The organism is Neisseria sp. P0021.S007 (genome assembly GCF_051956855.1).
Window position 1 is genome coordinate 415,432 of record NZ_JBQCXA010000001.1, and the last position, 20,992, is coordinate 436,423.

At 49.8% G+C, this 20,992-nt stretch carries 21 protein-coding genes; 8 read left to right on the plus strand and 13 right to left on the minus strand.

The genetic code is table 11. From position 1 onward, the window contains the following. Positions 1 to 135: 135 nt before the first annotated feature. Together nudB and ACTHUR_RS01965 are read left to right on the plus strand one after the other, a co-directional pair. Positions 136 to 600, plus strand: coding sequence for a dihydroneopterin triphosphate diphosphatase (nudB, locus tag ACTHUR_RS01960; protein ID WP_004520014.1), 465 nt, complete (start codon positions 136 to 138; stop codon positions 598 to 600). Between the two features lie 84 nt (positions 601 to 684). Beyond that, complete coding sequence (locus ACTHUR_RS01965; protein ID WP_004520013.1) at positions 685 to 1,218, plus strand: inorganic diphosphatase; 534 nt, start codon at positions 685 to 687, stop codon at positions 1,216 to 1,218. 202 nt (positions 1,219 to 1,420) lie between these two features. Here ACTHUR_RS01965 and ACTHUR_RS01970 read toward each other — a convergent pair whose 3' ends face one another. Then, the gene (locus ACTHUR_RS01970; protein WP_004520011.1) at positions 1,421 to 2,047 is read right to left on the minus strand and encodes a hypothetical protein; all 627 of its coding nucleotides are present in this window, start codon (positions 2,045 to 2,047) and stop codon (positions 1,421 to 1,423) included. A gap of 296 nt (positions 2,048 to 2,343) precedes the next feature. On the opposite strand from ACTHUR_RS01970, the gene cysI reads away from it, so the two are divergent. Continuing rightward, complete coding sequence (gene cysI / locus ACTHUR_RS01975) at positions 2,344 to 4,101, plus strand: assimilatory sulfite reductase (NADPH) hemoprotein subunit (protein ID WP_070695666.1); 1,758 nt, start codon at positions 2,344 to 2,346, stop codon at positions 4,099 to 4,101. Between the two features lie 127 nt (positions 4,102 to 4,228). Here the strand turns inward: cysI and ACTHUR_RS01980 are convergent, their stop codons facing one another. From ACTHUR_RS01980 to ACTHUR_RS02005, 6 genes are all read right to left on the minus strand, one after another. Continuing rightward, positions 4,229 to 4,801, minus strand: a complete 573-nt coding sequence (locus ACTHUR_RS01980; RefSeq protein WP_004520009.1) for a hypothetical protein — start codon at positions 4,799 to 4,801, stop codon at positions 4,229 to 4,231. Positions 4,802 to 4,891: 90 nt separating this feature from the next. Continuing rightward, positions 4,892 to 5,398, minus strand: coding sequence for a hypothetical protein (locus tag ACTHUR_RS01985; RefSeq protein ID WP_003685697.1), 507 nt, complete (start codon positions 5,396 to 5,398; stop codon positions 4,892 to 4,894). A gap of 449 nt (positions 5,399 to 5,847) precedes the next feature. Then, positions 5,848 to 7,638: an assimilatory sulfite reductase (NADPH) flavoprotein subunit gene (locus ACTHUR_RS01990; protein WP_440361125.1), complete on the minus strand. Its 1,791-nt coding sequence runs from the start codon at positions 7,636 to 7,638 to the stop codon at positions 5,848 to 5,850. Positions 7,639 to 7,828: 190 nt separating this feature from the next. Beyond that, positions 7,829 to 8,152 carry a DMT family transporter gene (locus ACTHUR_RS01995; protein WP_004520006.1) on the minus strand — a complete coding sequence of 108 codons (324 nt, stop codon included), beginning with the start codon at positions 8,150 to 8,152 and terminating at the stop codon, positions 7,829 to 7,831. 27 nt (positions 8,153 to 8,179) lie between these two features. Beyond that, positions 8,180 to 9,049 carry an ABC transporter six-transmembrane domain-containing protein gene (locus ACTHUR_RS02000; RefSeq protein ID WP_070588398.1) on the minus strand — a complete coding sequence of 290 codons (870 nt, stop codon included), beginning with the start codon at positions 9,047 to 9,049 and terminating at the stop codon, positions 8,180 to 8,182. 15 nt (positions 9,050 to 9,064) lie between these two features. Then, positions 9,065 to 9,490, minus strand: coding sequence for a MarR family winged helix-turn-helix transcriptional regulator (locus ACTHUR_RS02005; protein WP_070588400.1), 426 nt, complete (start codon positions 9,488 to 9,490; stop codon positions 9,065 to 9,067). Between the two features lie 182 nt (positions 9,491 to 9,672). Here ACTHUR_RS02005 and yddG point away from each other — a divergent pair, with 182 nt between their 5' ends. Both yddG and ACTHUR_RS02015 read left to right on the plus strand, forming a co-directional pair. Beyond that, the gene (yddG, locus tag ACTHUR_RS02010) at positions 9,673 to 10,587 is read left to right on the plus strand and encodes an aromatic amino acid DMT transporter YddG (RefSeq protein WP_039862220.1); all 915 of its coding nucleotides are present in this window, start codon (positions 9,673 to 9,675) and stop codon (positions 10,585 to 10,587) included. A 129-nt stretch (positions 10,588 to 10,716) separates the two neighbouring features. Then, entirely contained in the window at positions 10,717 to 12,027 is a 1,311-nt protein-coding gene (locus tag ACTHUR_RS02015; RefSeq protein WP_049336816.1) for a sulfate adenylyltransferase subunit 1, read from the plus strand. Positions 12,028 to 12,097: 70 nt separating this feature from the next. Here ACTHUR_RS02015 and glyA read toward each other — a convergent pair whose 3' ends face one another. Next, entirely contained in the window at positions 12,098 to 13,348 is a 1,251-nt protein-coding gene (glyA, locus tag ACTHUR_RS02020) for a serine hydroxymethyltransferase (protein ID WP_004520001.1), read from the minus strand. Positions 13,349 to 13,481: 133 nt separating this feature from the next. Then, on the minus strand, positions 13,482 to 13,856 hold the full coding sequence (locus ACTHUR_RS02025; RefSeq protein ID WP_039862199.1) for a hypothetical protein: 375 nt from the start codon (positions 13,854 to 13,856) through the stop codon (positions 13,482 to 13,484). A gap of 221 nt (positions 13,857 to 14,077) precedes the next feature. Between ACTHUR_RS02025 and ACTHUR_RS02030 the strand changes: the two genes are divergently transcribed. Both ACTHUR_RS02030 and ACTHUR_RS02035 read left to right on the plus strand, forming a co-directional pair. Further along, complete coding sequence (locus ACTHUR_RS02030; protein WP_003746288.1) at positions 14,078 to 14,296, plus strand: YdcH family protein; 219 nt, start codon at positions 14,078 to 14,080, stop codon at positions 14,294 to 14,296. 232 nt (positions 14,297 to 14,528) lie between these two features. Beyond that, positions 14,529 to 16,874, plus strand: a complete 2,346-nt coding sequence (locus ACTHUR_RS02035; RefSeq protein WP_049336815.1) for a FepA family TonB-dependent siderophore receptor — start codon at positions 14,529 to 14,531, stop codon at positions 16,872 to 16,874. Positions 16,875 to 17,051: 177 nt separating this feature from the next. Here the strand turns inward: ACTHUR_RS02035 and ACTHUR_RS02040 are convergent, their stop codons facing one another. The 4 genes from ACTHUR_RS02040 to ACTHUR_RS02055 form a co-directional block, all read right to left on the minus strand. Continuing rightward, on the minus strand, positions 17,052 to 17,714 hold the full coding sequence (locus tag ACTHUR_RS02040) for an NAD(P)H-dependent oxidoreductase (protein ID WP_070588404.1): 663 nt from the start codon (positions 17,712 to 17,714) through the stop codon (positions 17,052 to 17,054). A gap of 245 nt (positions 17,715 to 17,959) precedes the next feature. Continuing rightward, positions 17,960 to 19,357, minus strand: coding sequence for an aspartate ammonia-lyase (aspA, locus tag ACTHUR_RS02045; RefSeq protein ID WP_049336813.1), 1,398 nt, complete (start codon positions 19,355 to 19,357; stop codon positions 17,960 to 17,962). Positions 19,358 to 19,446: 89 nt separating this feature from the next. Beyond that, positions 19,447 to 19,647, minus strand: a complete 201-nt coding sequence (locus tag ACTHUR_RS02050) for a hypothetical protein (protein ID WP_004519993.1) — start codon at positions 19,645 to 19,647, stop codon at positions 19,447 to 19,449. 191 nt (positions 19,648 to 19,838) lie between these two features. Further along, positions 19,839 to 19,985 (minus strand): hypothetical protein, encoded by a 147-nt coding sequence (locus tag ACTHUR_RS02055; RefSeq protein ID WP_049336812.1) that lies wholly within the window; start codon positions 19,983 to 19,985, stop codon positions 19,839 to 19,841. A 297-nt stretch (positions 19,986 to 20,282) separates the two neighbouring features. Here ACTHUR_RS02055 and ACTHUR_RS02060 point away from each other — a divergent pair, with 297 nt between their 5' ends. Further along, a complete protein-coding gene (locus tag ACTHUR_RS02060; protein WP_004519991.1) occupies positions 20,283 to 20,975 on the plus strand; it encodes a VIT1/CCC1 transporter family protein in 693 nt (230 codons plus the stop codon). Positions 20,976 to 20,992 lie beyond the last annotated feature (17 nt).

Genomic DNA, 20,992 nt, shown 5'->3' on the forward strand with positions numbered 1-20,992 from the left:
TCAGACGGCCTTTGCGGATTTCCGGCAAAGGCCGTCTGAATATCAATTTCCCATTTTTGAGTGATACATGGAAAACCTTTTGGCTTACTTACTACAAAAAATCAGCCTCCCCAACCAAACCGGCAAGGACAAGTCATGAGCAGTAAGCCTTTGAAGTATCCCGTTTCCGCTTTGGTTGTTTTGTATGATAAAGACGGCAATATCCTGCTGATTGAACGCACGGCGCCGCAAGGTTTTTGGCAGTCGGTTACCGGCAGCTTGGAAGAGGGCGAGCGTATCGAAGAAACCGCATGGCGCGAAGTGTGGGAAGAAACCGGTATCCGCCTTGCAGACGGACAGCTGGAAAACTGGCACGACAGCACCGTTTATGAAATCTATCATCACTGGCGCCATCGCTATCCCAAAGGCGTTTTTGAAAACCGCGAACACATCTTCTCCGCCCAAATTCCGCGCGATACGCCTATCGTCCTGCAACCGGACGAACACGTTGCCTACGGTTGGTTTAGTGCGGAAGAAGCGGCAGAAAAAGTGTTTTCGCCTTCCAATAAACGCGCAATTTTAGAACTGGTCAAAAGGCTGAATGCCAAAAAGGCCGTCTGAATACGACAGTTTCACATTTTCAGACGGCCTTGGGTTTGCTATACTTTCGCCGTTTGACTCTATTTAAAATCAAAGGAAACCATCATGGCAGACTTCAATAAAATCCTGACCCCGGGCGATGTGGACGGCGGCATCATCAACGTTGTCAACGAAATCCCTGCGGGCAGCAACCACAAAATCGAATGGAACCGCAAACTGGCCGCTTTCCAACTCGACCGCGTTGAACCGGCAATTTTCGCCAAACCGACCAACTACGGCTTCATTCCGCAAACTTTGGACGAAGACGGCGACGAATTGGATGTATTGCTGGTGACCGAGCAGCCTTTGGCAACCGGTATTTTCCTGGAAGCACGCGTTATCGGTGTGATGAAATTCGTTGACGACGGCGAAGTGGATGACAAAATCGTCTGCGTTCCGGCCGACGACCGTAACAACGGCAACGCCTACAAAACTTTGGCCGATTTGCCGCAACAACTGATCAAACAAATCGAGTTCCACTTCAACCACTACAAAGACCTGAAAAAAGCAGGTACCACTAAAGTTGAATATTGGGGCGATGTAGAAGAAGCGAAACAAGTCATCAAAGAATCTATCGAACGTTGGAACAAACAAGCCTAATCGGTTTGCCCCATCCAATATCAAGGCCGTCTGAAAATCAGATTTTCAGACGGCCTTTTCATATCTCAGCAGCCTATCAATCCTTCAAGCATTTTCAAACTGATATTTCAAACGAATCAATCATATTATTTTAAATAATTGTTCCCTAAAGCCGAAATTTCAGACGGCTAGAGAATAGGTTTTCTAGATTGCAATTACAGCATCAGCCCCAAAACGCTTTTTCAAATCCTGCCGCGCATTCTGGTGGCAGTTCCCGTTGTAGTAAATCATGCAGAGCAGAATATAATTCTGGAGGTATGTCGCAGCTTTCTTCATCGTAGAACTCCCCGCCTGCTTTCCGCCATTCGCGCTCAAAATCATAAATTGCCAATAAGGTTTGCATTAGTATTGCTACGGAAGGGGCGATAAGGCGGCGTTTTTCTATTGTACCGTAACCTATTATCAACCAATAAACAGGACTGCCGGGAGCGGTGGTATCAGCAAAAAGAATTGAATCGTCAAACATTATGCCAAATATCGCCCATTCTTCACGCCAGCCTTGTGTAGGCAGATATTGCTTGGTCTTCCTATCCCAGCCGAAGGCCCAATCGTGCCAACTGTTGGGCAATTTGGGATAAGTCACCCATTGTAAAAACAGAGTTTCCATCTCCAGCCAATAATTGGCAAGTAGATTGTCGGAATGCCATATGCCGTCCATATGGCGGTAGAAGTCGGCTAATGCACCCAAATGTAGATGACGGTTACCTTCCAGTGGGGGCAGTTTCTGCAACGTTTCTGTATAGGGAAAACCAAAGGTTTGTGCGAAGGTGCGTATAAGGGAGTGAGGCATAAAGTTTGCTTGCTGTATTTTTACGGTTTAAGTCCGTGGAAGATAATGGATTATAGTGGATTTAATTAAAATCGGGCTTGACGCAGGCTAATGATGTAAGCCATCGATTTAGTTTATTTTTGATCTGCCAACGTTCATCAGTCAGAACATAAATATAGTAAATTCAAATTGTCTATAAGTTAGTGCGATATTTTGCCAATATAACAAAATCGTCTTTAAAACAAACAAACCATTCTTTCTCATTTTCAGACGGCCTCATTAAAGTAACGCCTATACCAAAAATAAGGAGTGCTTCAATGACTGCTACCACAACCGATCCACGAGCCAAGCTGCCTGAGACGCCTTTGTCCGGCAACGAAGCCTTGAAAGAGCGCAGCGATTATCTGCACGGTACGATTAAGGAGGAGTTGAAAGACAATTTTACCGGCGGCTTTACTGCCGACAACTTTCAACTTATCCGTTTCCATGGCATGTACGAACAGGACAACCGCGATATCCGTGCCGAGCGTACCGAACAAAAACTTGAACCCTTAAAAAACATGATGTTGCGTTGCCGTTTGCCCGGCGGCATCATTACGCCGAAGCAGTGGCTGGGTATTGACAAATTTGCCGGTGAAAATACGATTTACGGCTCTATCCGCCTGACCAACCGTCAAACCTTTCAATACCACGGCATTTTGAAAACCGATTTAAAACAGGCACATCAGGCATTGCACAAACTTGGTTTGGATTCCATTGCCACAGCCAGCGATGTCAACCGCAATGTGTTGTGTACCAGCAATCCGGTGCAAAGCACGTTGCATCAAGAAGCCTATGAATGGGCGGCGCGCATCAGTATGCACCTTCTGCCGCGTACCATGGCATATGCCGATGTCTGGCTGGACGGTGAAAAAGTGTTTACAACCGAGCCGACCGAGCCGCGTAATAAAGAAATTGCTGATGAGGTCGAGCCGATTTTGGGTAAAACCTATTTGCCGCGCAAATTTAAAACTGCCGTCGTAATTCCGCCCGACAACGATGTGGACATTCATTCCAACGATTTGGGTTTTGTGGCGATTGCAGAAAACGGCAAGTTGGTGGGCTTCAATGTATTGGTCGGTGGCGGCTTATCCAGCGAACACGGTAATACCAAAACTTATCCGAACATTTCTTACGAATTTGGTTTCGTTCCGCTCGAATACACCCTCAACGCCGCTGAAGCTGTTGTCAGCACCCAGCGCGACTGGGGCAACCGCAGCGACCGCAAAGCAGCGCGTACACGCTATACGCTGCAACGCGTCGGCGTAGATGTGTTCAAAGAAGAAGTCGAAAGGCGCATGGGCATTAAATTTGAACCTATCCGCCCTTACGAATTTACGCATCGCGGCGACCACATCGGCTGGGTACAAGGGCATGAAGGCAACTGGCATTTGACTTTGTTTATTGAAAACGGCCGTCTGCTCGATTATCCCGGTAGGCCGTTGAAAACAGGTATCCGCGAAATTGCTAAAATCCATCCCGGCGACTTCCGTCTGACGGCAAACCAAAATCTGGTGGTTGCCAATGTACCGCCCGAATTGAAAGACACGATTGATAAAATCGCCAAAGACCATGGCCTTATCAGCAAATCGATTACCATCCAGCGTGAGAACTCGATGGCCTGCGTTGCCTTGCCGACCTGTCCGTTGGCAATGGCGGAGGCTGAGCGTTTCCTACCAACATTCTCCGATAAAATTGACGAAATGTTCGCCAAATATGGTTTGGAAGACGAATACATCGTTTTGCGCGTAACCGGTTGCCCCAACGGTTGCGGCCGCGCCATGCTGGCAGAAATCGGTTTGGTCGGTAAAGCGGTCGGCCGCTACAACCTTTACGCAGGCGGCAACCGTGAAGGCACCCGCATTCCTCGTTTGTTTAAAGAAAACATTACCGAACCTGAAATCCTTGAAATTGTCGAAGGCTGGGTGGCAGATTGGTCTCGAAACCGTTTAGATGATGAAGGTTTTGGCGATTTTGCCATCCGTACCGGCATCGTCAAACCTGTATTGGACGCTCCGCGAGACTTCTGGGCATAATGCATACAACCAGATCCGCAAGTCTACAATAAGAAAATAGAGAAAACCAAAGGCCGTCTGAAAATCAGATTTTCAGACGGCCTTTTATATTGTGCGTATTTATATTAAAGATGGAATATAAACCGAATCAGCGACGGCGGCCAAAGCCCCGACCCATACTTGGGCGGCGGTAGTTGGAAGGCTGACGCGCGGTTTCGCGGTAACGCTGTTGCTGTTGAGCGTTTTGTTGCTGGGCACGCAGGGTGCGCGTATTCAGCTGTTGGCTGGTGCGTCTGTTTGGACGTGCGGTTTGATAATAGTTGGCACGGGCTTGACGTGCAATCGGGCTGTTTTGATTGCTTGCCTGTGTGAATTTGTTGGCCAATGCGTTGCCGATAAATGCACCGGCTGCCGCGCCCACCAAGCTTTGCAGCAGCCAGCTGCCGGTGGATTGGTCGTAGATATATTGTTGGCCGTCTGTACCGGTTACCGGTTGGCCGTTGTTGCCGTTAGCTTGTGCCTCGGCAGGAATGGTGTCTTTCACGGCTTCAGGCGTGAGCTGGTAAACCGTATTGTCTTCTTGTTGGCCGTTTTGTTGTGCCAACTGTTGTTGTAATGCTTCGATTTGTTTTTGTTGCTGCTCAAGCTGCGCTTGGGTATTGTCTTTGCAGGCAGCAAGGGCAAAAGTGGAAAGGGCGGCTAAGGCAATCAGTTTTTTCATTGTTTTTCCTGAGAGAAGTTTGTCTTTGCCGAGATTTCGGCGGAGTGTGTTCGCCTAATATTAAACCATTTCCCTGTTTTTCAAGTAGTTTTACAAAATAATATTGGAAAGTTGCGCTGCAAATGCACGGCTGTTGGCAGCCAGATTGCCCAGTGCGGGCATTTCGTGTTCGGTTTCGATAATCAGCAGGTTGGCAGGGCGGCGGGTGTGCAGGGACATTTGCATTTCAGCGGGAGAGAAGGGCATGTGATGGCGTTTGGCGAAAGCTTCGGCGCGTTTGTTGGCGGTTTTGAGCATGGGCAACAGGGTAATATCCAAATGGAAACGGCGTACGCCCAAAACCAAAATACGCGCTGCGAAGAAATCCGCTTCATCAGTAAAAACGTTGGGGCTGCTTTGATTGAAGTCGTGGCGCTCTGCGGCAATCAAGGTCGCGATGGTGCGTACTTGCGGAATCAGGGCTTCGCTGATGAGGCTGTCAGGCGAATCAGGCAAAGTGTGCATGTTGAGCATGCTGTGGTGGCTGTTGCTGTCAACGACCATGCGGCAGGTGTGTAACATTTGTGTTTGGCTGTGGATTTTAGTTGAGGCAGTCATGGCTGTATTCCTTATTTCTTAAAAATGGGTGGATTTAAGCGGCCATGGTGGGTATAAAAAAAGCCGCTCAAATGAGGCGGCTCTAATTTGCGTATTTTCAATTTGGTCTGTTTTAGACAAGCGCAAAAAAGTACCGCACGTTTGTGTGGTACCAATAGAAGAAAGTAGCAGAGCGTTGCGCGGTTTGCATGATGAAAATACGTCTTTAATGTATAAAAGAATGGAACGTAGTTTAAAACAAGAATGCCAGTAATTTCAATATCCAATCGACAAAACCCACCAATAAATCTACAAGTTGTTGTAATCCTTCCAATTTATTTTCTTTCGAGTGAGTCAAATTTGCACAATTATAATGCAAAACCGGGTGAATTGATAACAATCCGAGCAGGCTCTTTAAAAAGGCCGTCTGAAAACTGAATTTCAGACGGCCTTTATTTTTGTTTATCCAATCAATAAATGTCGCGTTGGTAGCGTTTGTCTTCGCGCAGGTCGTTGAGGTAGTCTTCGGCTTCGTCACGGCTGAGTTTGCCTTGGGTTTCGATGACTTCGATCAGGGCGTTTTCGACATCGCGTGCCATGCGTGCGGCGTCGCCGCAGACGTAGATGTGTGCGCCTTGTTGCAGCCAGTTCCAAACTTCGGCGGCGCGTTCGGTGATTTTGTGTTGGACGTAGACTTTGTATTCGCCTTGACGGCTCCATGCGAGGTCGGCGCGGGTGAGGAGGCCGTCTTTGCGCCAATCGCTCCATTCGAGTTGGTAGAGGAAGTCGTCGGCCAGGCGTTGGTTGCCGAAGAAGAGCCAGTTTTTGCCGCTGTCGCCATTGGCTGCGCGTTGTTGCATAAAGGAGCGGAAGGGGGCGACGCCTGTGCCTGCGCCAATCATGATGATGGGAGTGTCGCCGTTTTGGGGCAAGCGGAAGTTGGGGTTGGGTTCGACAAAGACACGGATTTCGCTGCCTTCTTCGAGGCGTTCGCCCAAGTAGCCAGATGCTGCGCCGGTGTAGGTGTGGTCGTAGTGGTTGAAACGGACGACGCCTACGGTAAGGTGGACTTCTTCGCCGACTTCGTCTTGGGCGGAGGCGATGGAGTAAAGGCGCGGGGTTTGTGGGCGGAATAGGCTGTATAGGGTTTGTGCGTCCAGTGGGTGTGGATGGGCGGCAAATACGCCTACGGGCGGTGTGGCGGCGAGGTAGGCATCCAGTTGGGCTTTATCTGCGACTATGGTTTTGAGTTCTTCGTTGTTTGTTAATTCGGCGTATTGTTGGACGAATGCCGGTGTGTTTTGGGTGATGTCTGCGGATTCGGTCAGGGCGGTGCGGATGTCGGTTTCGCGGTCGTCTGAAAGTTGGACGGTTTCGCTGCCGGTCAGTTGGTTGAGGTCGAGGATTTCTTGGACGAGGTCGGCGGCATTAAGCGGCCATACGCCGAGTGCGTCGCCTGCCTGATAATGCAAACCTGAGCCGCTGAGGTCGATTTCGATGTGTTCGACGTCTTTTTCCGCATCGCGCGAGGTAATTTTTTGGCGCACGGATAGGGTGGCTGTGTAGGGTTTTTCTTTGGTATAAATGGCGTCGTTGCTTGGTGTTGCTGAACTGTTTGGTGCAGCGGTTATACTTGGGCTTGCTGCTTGGGCGGTTAATTCGGCTACTTTGGGTACGACGGCGGCAATCCATGCGTCGGCATCGGCTTGGAATTCTAAGTCGCAAATGCCCAAGTCGTTCAGACGGCCTGCGCCCAGTTCAGCAAATTTGGCATCAAAGTCTTTGCCTGCTTGGCAGAAGTTGGGATAGGAGGAATCGCCAAGGCCTAAGACGGCAAAGGTGAGTTTGCTGAGTTCAGGTTTCTTTTTGCCGTAGATGAATTTGTACAGGGGCAGGGCTTCTTCGGGCGGTTCGCCTTCGCCTTGGGTGGAGGTAACTAAAAGCACGATGTCTTCGTCGGGCAGGGTCTTGCTTTTGAAATCGCCTGTGCTGCTGAGGCGGGCTTCTACGCCGGCGGCTTGAAGTTTGGTGTGTAATGATTCGGCAACGCTACGGGCATTGCCTGTTTGTGAGGCGGAGAGGACTAATACGCGGCGGCCGACTGTCGAGGCGGCTGCTTGCAGGGCAGATGGTTCGGCTGCTGCTCCGGATACGCCTTGGCTTTGCGCCCAGCAATAGCCAGAGAGCCAGGCAAGTTGGGTGGGGGATAGGGTGGAGAGTTGGACGGAGAGTTCGGGTGGAAGCGGATTGGCTTGGCTCATTTGGATTCCTTTGTTGGACGGCTATAACCGATTGTTTGAATAATGGACAATCGCCACTTTAAACAGGCCGTCTGAAAAAAGGAAAGAATGCTTGGTTTTAATTTAAGATGATTTCGTTATATTCGGGAAGGTATTAGGCCGTCTGAACATGCTCGTTCAGACGGCCTTGGATTGGATAGAAACGAGATTTTCAGTTTCCGCTGGAGAGTTTCATCACTACGACGCCGGAGATGATGAGAAATGCGCCAAGCCAGCGGCCGAAGTTGGCAGCATCGTTGAAAAATACAACGCCTACCAAAAAAGCCCCTGCCGCGCCTATGCCTGTCCAGACGGCGTAGGCTGTACCCATCGGAATACTTTTTTGGGCAAGGTAAAGGAAGTATCCGCTGCCGACGATGCAGGCAAGCGCGGCGGCAAAGCCATGCCAGCGGTAGCCTTCCTGTTGTGCCAGCTTCAAGCCCAATGGCCAGCCGATTTCCAGCATACCGGCTAAGATTAAATAAAACCAACTCATAATATGTCCTGATAGTGTGTTAAGGTTTCAGACGGCCTTAGAAAGATTGTTTTCTTCCGAGAGTTCAACGCGTTGTCCGATATCTTTTAGATTGGAGTATTGTTCGACCAAGCGCGGTACATCGTCCAAGCTCATTGCAAACATCCATAAATAAGTGCTGACGGAATAGATATGGCCGGCGCTTCCGTAGCCTTTAAGCGTCATGTGTATAAAGGCGAAGCCGAACAATACGCTCATCGCCATGCCGATACTGAGATAGCCTAAGGCTTCGCGGTTGGAAATCAGCACGCGTAGTTTGGCAAACCAGCCATAGTGGCGGTAGAGCTGATGCTCGTTGCCGTCGCGGATAAGGTGGTTGTCGCGTTCAAACCGATTGTTTAAATGGAAATATAGGTTTTCGCTGATGGCGGCAAAACGCGGCAGCAACCATAAAAACAGGGCAAGTATCGCGACAGCCAATACGCCCACCCAAAATTCCAATATCAGCAACATCATACATGCACCGAAGATGGAGACCAGCGAAGTAGCAGCGATGGGCAGGTGTTCTTCAAAAAAACTGACAAACTCGCGCGATAGGGCAACGCGTGCGGTAATGGCGGAATGCGGTACTTCTCGCTTGCGCTGTTCCAAAACGACCGGGACGGCTATTTCAGTATAGATTTTGGTAAATGTACGCGTATCGGCTATCCTTCGGGCGGCGCCGATTATCCACATTAATAAGACCACCACACCATACAACATTGCCTGCCAGACGTTGCCTTCCATAACGGCATTAATCGCCCAGCCTCCAAACACGGGATATACCAGCAAGAGCAGATTATCCAAGCCGACGAGAGAGAAGGTTGTGATGAGTTTGCGGCGGTGTGTTTGACCGATGTGTTTCAACATTTTCCACATGGTTGCCCTCCTTCCTTATTTAGTATTGAGGGTTTGCGCCATTAATTCGGCCAACGCGTCCAAATCGGCAAACAGTCGGGCTGCACGTTTTTCACCGAAGGCGGTAAAAATTCGTTTGCTGAATTCCTGCATGTTTTGCACCAATGGTGCGGCGGATTCTTTGCCTTGCTCGGTCAGCGACAATAAGCGTTCGCGTTTGTCTTGTTCGCTTTCGTGAAATGTCAGCAAGCCTTGTTCCGCCAGCGTTTTGCATGTGCCGGAAACGGTTTGCTTGGGCAGGCTCCATTCTTCGCCTATGTGTTTTTGAGTGCGGCTGCCTTCGGTGGCCAAGGTGTAGAGAACGGCGAAGGTATTGTAGTTGGTGTTTTGCTGTTTAATCCATTGGTCAAATGCGCTGTCTATGTGGCTGATACGCATGCCGAGTTGGTCGAGCTGATTCATAAATTGGTCTCAATATTGACTAATTGGATGCGGATTATAGTCATGTTTAGGACTAATTGCAAATGGAGGGCCGTCTGAAACAATCATTTTCAGACGGCCTTGAAACCGTTAAAATAATTAATGTAGAAACGATATATTCAAACTACGATAAACCTAATAAAACCATCTTCAGCACATACGCCATGATTCATTTCTTATCTCAAAACATCTCCTCTAAACAAGCCACTGCCATCGGGCTGCTTGCCGTTGCTTTGTGGAGCTTTGTCATTTCTCTGATACGCTCTTTGAGCCTGCATATGGGGGCAGTGGGCGGAGCGGCAATGATGTACACCCTGTCCACCGTATTGATTTGGCTGATTTTCGGCCGGCCGCATTTACGCAATTACAACCGCAGCTATCTGTTTTGGGCGAGTGTGTTTTTTGTCGGCTGCGAACTGTGTTTGTCGCTCTCGGTCGGTTTTGCGCAAAACGCGAGACAGGCGGTGGAAATCGGCATGGTCAATTATTTGTGGCCGACGTTTACCATCGTCGGAGCGGTATATTTCAACAAACAGCCGTCAAAATGGTGGATAGTCATCGGCTTTGTGCTGTCGTTTTTAGGGATTGCCACTGTATTGGGCGGCGATGTCGGCTTGTCAATTTCCGGCATCTACCACAATGTCCGCACCAATCCCGGCGGCTACATCATGGCATTTGCGGATGCGGTGTTTTGGGCGGCATATTGTACGCTGACGGCGCGCGTGAAAGCGGAAGGCAGCAGCGTCGGCTTTTTCTTTGCGCTGGTGTCGATATTGTTGTGGATAGAGTATTTTCTCAGCGGCGCGGATACGTTGAGTTTTGATTCCGTATCGCTCGGCTATGCCGTTGCCGCCGCGTCTTGTATGGGCTTGGGCTATGCAGTGTGGAATATCGGTATTTCGCGCGGCAACCTGACCGTATTGGCAGGCGCATCTTATTTCATTCCGGTATTGTCTGCGGTAGTGTCATCATTTTTGATTAGCGCGCCTTTGTCCATGACATTTTGGCAGGGTGCGGGAATGGTGTGCTTAGGGTCGATTGTATGTTGGTTGGCGACCCGGAGAAAACGGATGGTGTGAGGTAATATCCCATAGTTTTGCGATATAACGAAAACAGCTTTTTTAACAACCAAACATTCTTTCCCATTTTCAGACGGCCTGTTTAAAGTAGCAGTCAGTTTGAGAAATCACGAGAAATGGGAAAGAATCATGACCGTAGCTTCCGCTCCGCTTTTACGCTTCATTACCGCTGGCAGTGTCGATGACGGCAAATCCACCCTCATCGGCCGCCTGCTCTACGACAGCAAAACCTTACTGACCGACCAGATTGACAAGCTCAACCGTGCCACTGAAAACGGCGAAACGCCTGATTTTGCCAGTTTGACAGACGGCCTTGCCGCCGAGCGCGAACAAGGCATTACCATTGACGTGGCCTATCGTTATTTCGCCACGCCCAAACGCAAATTCATTATTGCCGACACGCCGGGACACGAGCAATACACCCGCAACATGGTAACGGGTGCATCGACCGCCGATGCCGCCATCGTCCTGATAGACGCAACGCGCGTCGATTTTTCCGGCAGCGAACCCGTCCTTCTGCCGCAAACCAAACGCCACAGCGCGATTCTGAAACTCTTGGGCTGCCCCAACGTCATCGTCGCCGTCAACAAACTCGACCTGCTCGACTTCGACGAAACCAAATATCAGGCCATTACCGCAGCCTACCGCAAACTGGCTGAACAAATCGGTCTCCAAGCCCAAATCCACTTCCTGCCCATCAGCGCGTTAAAAGGCGACAACATCGTCAACGCCAGCAGCCAAACCCCGTGGTATCAAGGTTTGCCGCTTTTACCCCTGCTCGAAAGCCTGCCCGTCAACCGCCAAAACGCCGCCGACCAAGCCACCCACTTCCCCGTACAGCGCGTCGCACGGCAAGACGGCAGCAGCAGCGACGACTTCCGCGGCTATCAAGGCAGGCTGGAAGCAGGTCGTCTGAAAACCGGAGACGAAATCAAAGTCCTGCCTAGCGGACACACCGCCAAAATCGCCGAAATCTACAATCCAAACGGCAAAACCGAATCTGCCGAGGCAGGGGAAGTGTTGACTGTCGTTTTGGATACCGATATCGATATTTCACGCGGCAACAGTATTGTTTCAGCCGACAGCGCCATTGTTCCCGAACAACAATTTCAAGCCGCGCTTTGCTGGTTTGACGATATTCCGCTCAATCTGCGCCGCAAATATTTGCTGAAGCACACTACCCAAACCACGCCCGTAAAAATCAGCGAAATTGCCTATGTTTGGGACGTGAACACCCTCAGCCGCGTCGAATCCGCCGAAACGCTCAAGCTCAACGACATCGGCAGCGTCAGCCTCAAAACCCAGCAGCCGCTTTCTGCTGCCGCATACGAAGACAACCATGCACAAGGCGCGTTTATTTTGATTGACGAAGCCACCAACCATACTGTCGCAGCAGGCATGATACGCAAAGTCAGTGAAACAAACAGTTTTGAAATTTAAAAGAAAGTTGCAATAAAAAAAGGCCGTCTGAAGTTTCAGACGGCCTGTTATTTTATCCAAGGCGAAATGCTTATGCGCCGTAAACCGGATATTTATTGCACAAAGCAGTCACTTGTTCGCGGACTTTGGCGAGGTTGGCTTCGTCTTCAGGGTTGGCCAATACGTCGGCAACCAAGTTTGCCAATACGCGCGCGTCGGCTTCGTTAAAGCCGCGTGTGGTCATGGCGGCGGAGCCGATGCGGATGCCGGAGGTAACGAATGGTTTTTCCGGATCGTTCGGGATGGCGTTTTTGTTGACGGTGATATGAGCTTTGCCCAAAGCGGCTTCGGCGGCTTTGCCGGTGATTTTCATCGGTTGCAGGTCAACGAGGAAAACGTGGCTTTCAGTACGGCCGGAAACGATGCGCAAACCGCGTTTAACCAACTCTTCCGCCATAGCGGCAGCATTGATTTTCACTTGTTTTGCGTATTGTTTGAACTCAGGTTGCAACGCTTCTTTAAACGCCACGGCTTTGGCAGCGATAACGTGCATCAACGGACCACCTTGCAGGCTTGGGAAGATAGAAGAGTTCAGCGCTTTTTCGTGGGTATTGTCACGGCACAAAATCACACCGCCGCGAGGGCCGCGCAGGGTTTTGTGGGTGGTGGTGGTTACGAAGTCGCAGAATGGTACGGGGTTAGGATATTCGCCGCCGGCAATCAGGCCGGCATAGTGCGCCATGTCGACAAAGAGGTATGCGCCGACTTTATCGGCGATTTCGCGGAATTTTGCCCAATCGATTTGTAGCGCATAGGCAGATGCGCCGGCCACAATCATTTTAGGTTTGTGTTCAAGCGCCAAGCGTTCTACTTCGGCATAATCGAGAACTTCGTTTTCATCCAAACCATAAGTAATGGCGTTGTAGAGTTTGCCGGAGATGTTAACGCTTGCGCCATGGGTCAAGTGGCCGCCGTGTGCCAGAGACATGCCCAAAATGGTGTCGCCCGGTTTCAAAACTGAAGCATATACGGCTTGGTTGGCTTGCGAGCCGGAGTGCGGTTGGACATTGACATATTCTGCGCCAAACAACTCTTTAGCGCGGTCAATCGCCAATTGTTCGACAATATCAACGTATTCGCAGCCACCGTAGTAGCGTTTGCCAGGATAGCCTTCGGCGTATTTGTTGGTCAATTGCGAACCTTGGGCTTCCATAACGGCACAGCTGACGTAGTTTTCAGAGGCGATTAGCTCGACGTGGTCTTGCTGGCGCTTGTCTTCTTGGGCGATGGCTGCTGCCAAATCGGGGTCATATTGTGCGAGGGTAACGCTTTTTGAAAACATGTTCTCGATTCCTTTGTGATGGGCTGAAAATATGGGATGGAGTGCTGCGGATTGGTTCAAGATGAACTATTTTTCTTGCATTGTCAACAATTGTGTCGGGTGTTTGGTTTCAGACGGCCTGAGATTGAAGGGTTTATTTGAAAATATCATCTTGTTTTAAATGAAAATCCATTTTTTCCAGAAGTGCGACCAAATCGGATTCGGCTTGGGCGGCTTTAAGATTTTTTGCCAGTTCTACCAAGGCTACTGCATTTAATCGTTCTTTCTCCAACCGTAGAGCTTCTTCGCTGAAGATTTTGATATTGTCTGCCGATTCGGCGGCATCTATTTTTTCAAATGGATAAAATGATTCTTCGTGCACGGCCAAACCGTCAGGCAAGGGGGCAGCATGGTTGAAATCGGCATCATTGACCGGCATCCATGAAGGATGGTTTTCAAGCAGGATAAATTGTCCGTCCATGCCGTTGATATGACGGAATAGGGTGGTTCGGCCATTGTGTAAACGCATAAGCCCGATTGTATGCCCAAGTCGGCAAACCGTCTAGAAACCTGTTTCTTTCCATTGGGACGATGGCTAATGGTGATATTATTAATTTTGACATAAAACAGTTTCGGCTTAAAAAAGACTGGATAAAACGCCCGTGTTTGTTATAATGAAGCTAAAGATTAATTCGTCCTAGTTTTTGGCAGCAGTACTTTTTTATTTAATTAACAAGAGAGGAAAACAAAATGTTTCCAGAATATCGCGATCTGATTTCTAAACTGAAACAAGAGGATGCACACTTTGCCCGTTTGTTTGAGGAGCACAACGAGCTGGACGATAAAATTACCGGTTTGGTGAATAACGTGGTAACCAGCGGCGCCGAAGAAATCGAGGAGCTGAAAAAAGCCAAACTCAAACTCAAAGACGAATTGTATGCCCTTTTGCAAAAAGCAGCAGGCAAATAATTAAAATTTGAATAAGGCCGTCTGAACGGTATGATGGAAATCTCAGATTCCCTTTCATGCCGGTTTAGACGGCCTTTTTAATTATTAGGCATTTGGTTATTTTTATTGGCTTAATTTAACGAATAATTGTAAATCACTCTTAATTGCATTGAAAACTCTGTTAAGTTTATTTAAAATCTCGAATAATTTTTATTTTGATTTTTAACAAACAAAGTTAAAGAGAAACGATGCAATGAAAACATTCACACTCGCCATTTTGCCTTTGGCGTTAATTAGTGCATTCTCACACGCAGCTGAAGAGAAAGCAGTTGAGCAGGCTGAAGTCGATACCGTTTACGTTACTGCCGAGAAGCAGTTGCAGCAATCGCTCGGCGTATCGCGTATTTCGAAAGACGACATTGACAAGCGTCCGGCCGTCAACGATATTTCCGAATTTGTCCGCACCATGCCGGGCGTCAACCTGACCGGCAATACAGCGACGGGTCAGCGTGGCAACAAACGCCAAATCGACTTGCGCGGTATGGGCCCTGAAAACACATTGATTCTGATTGACGGCAAGCCTGTGAACTCGCGCCAATCCGAGCGTATCAGTATGCGCGGCGAACGCAATACGCGCGGCGACAGCAACTGGGTGCCGGTTGAAGAAATTGAATCCATCACCGTTTTGCGCGGTCCGGCGGCAACGCGTTATGGCTCGGGTGCGATGGGCGGCGTGGTCAACATTGTCACCAAAAAAGTACCGAAAGAATTCAAAGGATCAGTGAACTATTACACTAACCAGCCGCAAGACAGCAAGGAAGGGGCAACCAACCGTGTCGGCTTCAACCTTGGCGGGCCGATTATCCAAGACGTATTGGGCTTCCGTATCTACGGCAATTTCAACAAAACCGATGCCGATTCCACAGACATTAACCGCGATTCTATCACCACTGTTACTACGAAAAACGGCCCGATACGGGAACGCGGACGTGTCGTTGTGCCTGCCGGACAAACCCGCACTGTTACCAACACCACCTATGGAGCGGCAGGGGTGGAAGGTGTGAAGAATAAAGACATAGCCGGCCGCCTACAATGGAAAATCAGTCCGTCACAAACCCTGATTTTAGACAGCAGCTACAGCCGTCAGGGCAATATCTACAACGGCGATTCGCAAAATTCCAATGCTGCCAATACACGGACCGTCATTACAGATACTGCCACAGGCGTGGTGATTTCCGACACCGATTCGACCCTGCGCGAAATTTACCGGAGCGGCATTAAGGAAACCGCTCGCCTCTACCGTTCCTCCTACGCCCTGACCCATGACGGCGCGTGGGACTGGGGCGACACCAAAAACGTATTGAGCTACGAACGCACCACCAACAGCCACCTGCCCGAAGGTTTGGCAGGCGGGCCTGAGGGCAGCTATGTCGGCACGGAATACGTCCAAAGCCGTCTGAAAAACCTGCGTTTCAGCAGCGAGGCCAACATACCGTTCAAACTCGGCGTAGAAAACGTACTGACCGTCGGTGCGGAATTTACCGACAGCAAACTGGACGATCCCTCATCCAACCGCCAAGGCTTTACCGACCAAGGCCAAACATCGACCTTCCCGGGCGTTTCCGCCATACGTGGCGGCAAAACATCGCAGCAGAACAAGGCAATCTATGTCGAAGACAATATTTCGCTGACCCCGTCCACCAAACTGATACCGTCCCTGCGCTACGACCACAACAGCAAAAGCGGCGGCAACTGGAGTCCCGCGCTCAACTTCTCCCAGCAGATCGGCGCAAACTGGCTGGTCAAAGGCGGCATCGCGCGCGCCTACAAAGCCCCCAACCTGTACCAAAGCAACCCCGAATTCATCCTGTACACGCGCGGTAACGGCTGCCCCGTGGAATTGGGCAGCGACCCACACTGCTACTTTATGGGCAATGCCAACCTAAAACCCGAAACCAGCGTCAATAAGGAAATCGGCATCGAATTCGAAAAAAACGGCTGGCAGGCCTCGGCAACCTACTTCCACAATGCCTACCGCAACAAAATCATCACCGGCACGGAAATCATAGCCCGCAGCAGCACCAGCTCAGGCATCCTCTACCAATGGGACAACTCACCGAGGGCGACTGTTTCCGGCCTGGAGGGCAACCTCGTCATCCCCCTGCACAACACGCTGAAATGGAGCAACAACTTCACCTACATGCAGAAATCGGAAGACTACAAAGGCAACCCCCTGTCGCTGATTCCGAAGTTCACTATCAACAGCACGCTGGCCTGGACGCCGAACGAACGCTTTGACGCCAACCTGACCTTCACCCAATACGGCCGCACCAAACCGCGTTCGGTCGCCATCAACAACATCGAACAAAGCGGCAGCGGCGGCAGCGGAGAAACCCTGGCTTCAGCCCGCAACCAAACCGTTTTGGGCGGATACAGCATCTGGGGCATCAACGCCGGTTACAACTGGAACAAACGCGTGGCCGTGCGCGGCGGCATCAGCAATCTGTTCGACAAAAAACTGTACCGCACCGGCAACGGCGCGCAGACCTACAACGAGCATGGCCGTGCCTTCTACGGCAGTTTGAAAGTATCGTTTTAAGTAGAAGCGTATTAAATCAGGCCGTCTGAAACGGTGTGAAATGAAATCTAGGATTTCTGACACATGGTTTCAGACGGCCTTCTGATTTTAAATTTAGAAGTATTTGTTGTTACGGAATTTGCTTCTCTTTTTGGAAAAGTAAAAGGGCGGTTTTGCCGCCCTGAGAATACAAACTACTTATTCGACCCAAGTCACCATTTCATCAATCGGCTTGCGTGATTTTTTAGTGATTTCTTTGGCGCGATAGCCGAATGTTGCCGCTACGGATACGCCCCATTCGTTGGCATCAAACAGGCCTTCTGCTGCCAATACTTCGTTCATTTTGTCGTAGTTGAAGCCTTCGATTGGGCAGGAATCGATGCCGATGGCCGCTGCACCTGTAAGCATATTGGCCAAAGCAATATAGGTCTGCTTGCCGCTCCAGTCAAAGAGTGCGCGTTGGTCGTCGGCAATTTTAATGTCGGTTTCTTGGAAGCTTTTGTATCTTGCCAATGCTTTTTCCAGTTGCTCTCCTTGCAGGCCCCTGCGTTCGGCAACACTGCGGAAGAACGGGGTATCGTAACGGGCATTTTTCTTGGCAAGGATAATCACCAGATGGCTGCAGTCATCCAGTTGCGATTGCATCCCCCAGCTGAAAGGCTTGATTTTCTCACACAGGGCTTTGTTTTGAATCACCAAGAATTTCCATGGCTCGGAGCCGACGGAGCTTGGGGAGAGGCGGGCAAATTCTAGAATCGCTGCAAAATCTTCTTGGCTGATTTTTTTGTTGGGATCGTAATAACGGGTGGAGCAGCGATTTTCGAATACTTGCAGCATTTGTTCGCGTGTAATTTGATTCATCTGGTTTTCCTAATAAATGAAGATGTTATTCCAATATCCGGTTCCTTTTGAGGCATCATTACCGGCATAACCTTAAGGAGGAAACAGGCTGGGGCAACACCATGTTAAATCAAACCTGACGGTCAGGCTATCTTTTAATTCTGAATTTCGCAAAAAAAATTCGATAAATATCAATATCAATACGAAAAGGCCGTCTGAAACTTTAAACGTTAAAGTTTCAGACGGCCTTTGATTTCAAATCCTAATTACAGATGAGGATTAATCAGGTTTTCTGGAGAGAGGATGCGGTTGAGCTCTTCTTCGCTCAACAGGCCGCGCTCCAGTACGACTTCGCGCACGCCTTTGCCGGTTTGGGCGCAGATTTTTCCGACCAAGTCGCCATTGCGGTGGCCGATGTATGGGTTCAGATAAGTGACCAAACCGATGGAGTTGAAGACGTAGTGTTCGCAGATTTCGCGGTTGACCGTAATGCCTTTGACGCATTTGTCGGACAGGTTGACCGCGGCATTGCCCAAGAGGGAAATAGTTTCAAACATACATTGGGCGATGACCGGCTCCATAACGTTCAGCTGCAACTGACCTGCTTCGGCTGCGAAAGTGATGGTGGTGTCGTTGCCGATGACTTTGAAGCAGACTTGGTTGACGACTTCGGGAATCACGGGATTGACTTTGGCAGGCATAATGGAAGAACCGGCCTGCAATTCAGGCAGGTTGATTTCTTTCAAACCAGCGCGCGGACCGGAAGAGAGCAGGCGCAAGTCGTTACAGATTTTAGACAGTTTGACGGCTGTGCGTTTCAATGCGCCGTGTACCATCACATATGCGCCGCAGTCGGAGGTCGCTTCGATCAGGTTTTCAGTCAGTTTGCAAGGCAGGCCGCTGACTTCGGAGAGTTTCTCAACAACCAAAGCCGCATAGCCTTTAGGCGTATTCACGCCGGTACCGATGGCTGTGGCGCCGAGGTTGACTTCAAGCAGTAGGGAGCGGGTACGGTCGAGGTTGAGGATTTCTTCTTCCAACAACACTTGGAAAGATTGAAACTCTTGTCCGGCAGTCATCGGCACGGCATCTTGAAGCTGGGTGCGGCCCATTTTCAAAACATCTTTAAACTCTTCGGCTTTTGCGGCAAAAGAGTTTTTCAAGATGGCCAGTTTGTCGAGCAATTCGCCGATGCTGTAATACACGGCAAGGCGGAAGCCGGTAGGGTAGGCGTCGTTGGTGGATTGGCTGGCGTTAACATGGTCCATCGGATTGACGATGTCGTAGTGGCCTTTTTCGTGACCCAAGACTTCTAATGCGAGGTTGGCAATGACTTCGTTGGTATTCATGTTGACCGAAGTACCGGCGCCGCCTTGATAAACGTCGGACGGGAATTGGTCGAGGCAGCGGCCTTTGACCAATACTTCATCGCAGGCTTTTTCGATGGCGGCCGCGATTTCCGGCTTGATGGCACCCAATGCGCCGTTGGCTTGCGCGGTGGCTTTTTTAACCATGACCATGCTGCGGACAAATTGCGGTACGTCGGAAATTTTTTGCGTGGAAATTTTAAAGTTTTCAATGGCGCGCAAAGTATGGATGCCCCAATATACTTCAGCAGGGATCTCGCGGTCGCCCAATAAATCGTGTTCGATTCGTACAGTCATTTCTCTTACCTTCTCGTATAGTTGTGTTGGTGTGCGTTATGCGTTTGGAACATTAGCCCAGTTTGGCAAGATTGTCCAGTCGGTAAGGCTTAATCGTCAGGGTGAAGGCGCGCTGCTTCGCGTTCCTTGGCAACCGTATCTTTGTCTTTCAGCTTCGCACCCAGGCCCAACATTTTTTCATATTCGGATTGTGGCGTTCCGTCATCCTGCATACCGAACGCGCTGGCGTTGACCCAGAGGGCGAGCAGGGAAACGATAATGGCGAAAAAGCTGACGATATACCAAAACATTTTTTTCTTCCTTGTGTGTCTGCGTGTGCAGATTGTTGTGGTTTGTAAAGATGTGAATGTAGCACAAACGCGGTTGGGTTTAAATTCTTCTCCCGCATCCTTTCATTGATTTACCTGTAATTGTTTAGAAAGGAAAAGGCCGTCTGAAAAGTAAGACTTTTCAGACGGCCTTGGGGGCTTTGTCGGGAAGATTAGCCGCCGCATGCGCCGCAGCAACCGCCTTCGCCATGACCGCCGCGTTTTTCTTCGTTGTTGATAACGGGCAGCTCGGTTTCTTCGGTTTGCTCTTTTTTATCTTCAGGCAAATCGTTTACTTTGATTTTGTTTTCTTCGGCCATGATACATCCTTTCAATGGATTGAGGAGTGGAAAGATTCATAAAGATAGCATCTTTAAACGAATAAACCAAGCAGCACAAAACTGCCTTGTGATAATGCCATGACTTGGAACAATAAATTTGCTTGTAAAAGCGTTAAGGCCGTCTGAAAAAATCCAAAGAGGAGTGTTGGTTTTATGGTTTGAAATGGCAGCAGAAAGATTTAAGAATGCTTGATTTGAAGGGATAAACTGACATTGATTTCAAAAAACAATACAATGTTATCATCATCTGGAAACAGCCAATTTATCGGAGCATATATGTATTCACACCACAGCGAACGCCATTTCAGCGACCGCAACAACTGGCTTCGGGCAAGCGTATTGGGTGCCAATGACGGCCTGATTTCCACTGCCTCGCTGTTGACGGGCGTAGCCGCTGCCGCGCCTGATTTCCAAACCCTGCTGTTGACGGGCGTTTCGGCGCTTATCGGGGGCGCAGTATCAATGGCGGCGGGGGAGTACGTTTCTGTGTCCAGCCAATCGGATACGGAAAAAGCCGATTTACACAAAGAGCGTTTTGAGTTGGCAAATAATCCTGATGCGGAGTTGGAAGAGCTGACGGAAATTTACCGCCTCCGCGGTTTGTCCGATGCGCTTGCCGCAGAGGTGGCCAAAGCCTTGATGGAACACGATGCGCTCGCCGCCCACGCGCGTGACGAAATCGGCATTACCGAAGCTTCTTCCGCCCGTCCCATGCAGGCTGCGCTGGCTTCTGCCGCTTCATTTTGTGCCGGCGCGATTTTGCCGTTACTGGTCGCATTGACAGCTTCTAGCGCCATTGTTCCGGCCTTGGCAGTTTCCACTTTGTGCGGACTGGCAGGACTAGGCTATGTCTCCGCCAAACTCGGTGGCGCGCCTGTTGTTCCCGCCGTTTTGCGCGTGTGCCTATGGGGCGTTGCGGCATTGGTGATAACCGGATTTATTGGAAAACTGGCCGGCGTGGCCGTCTGAATGTAAGGGCTTATATT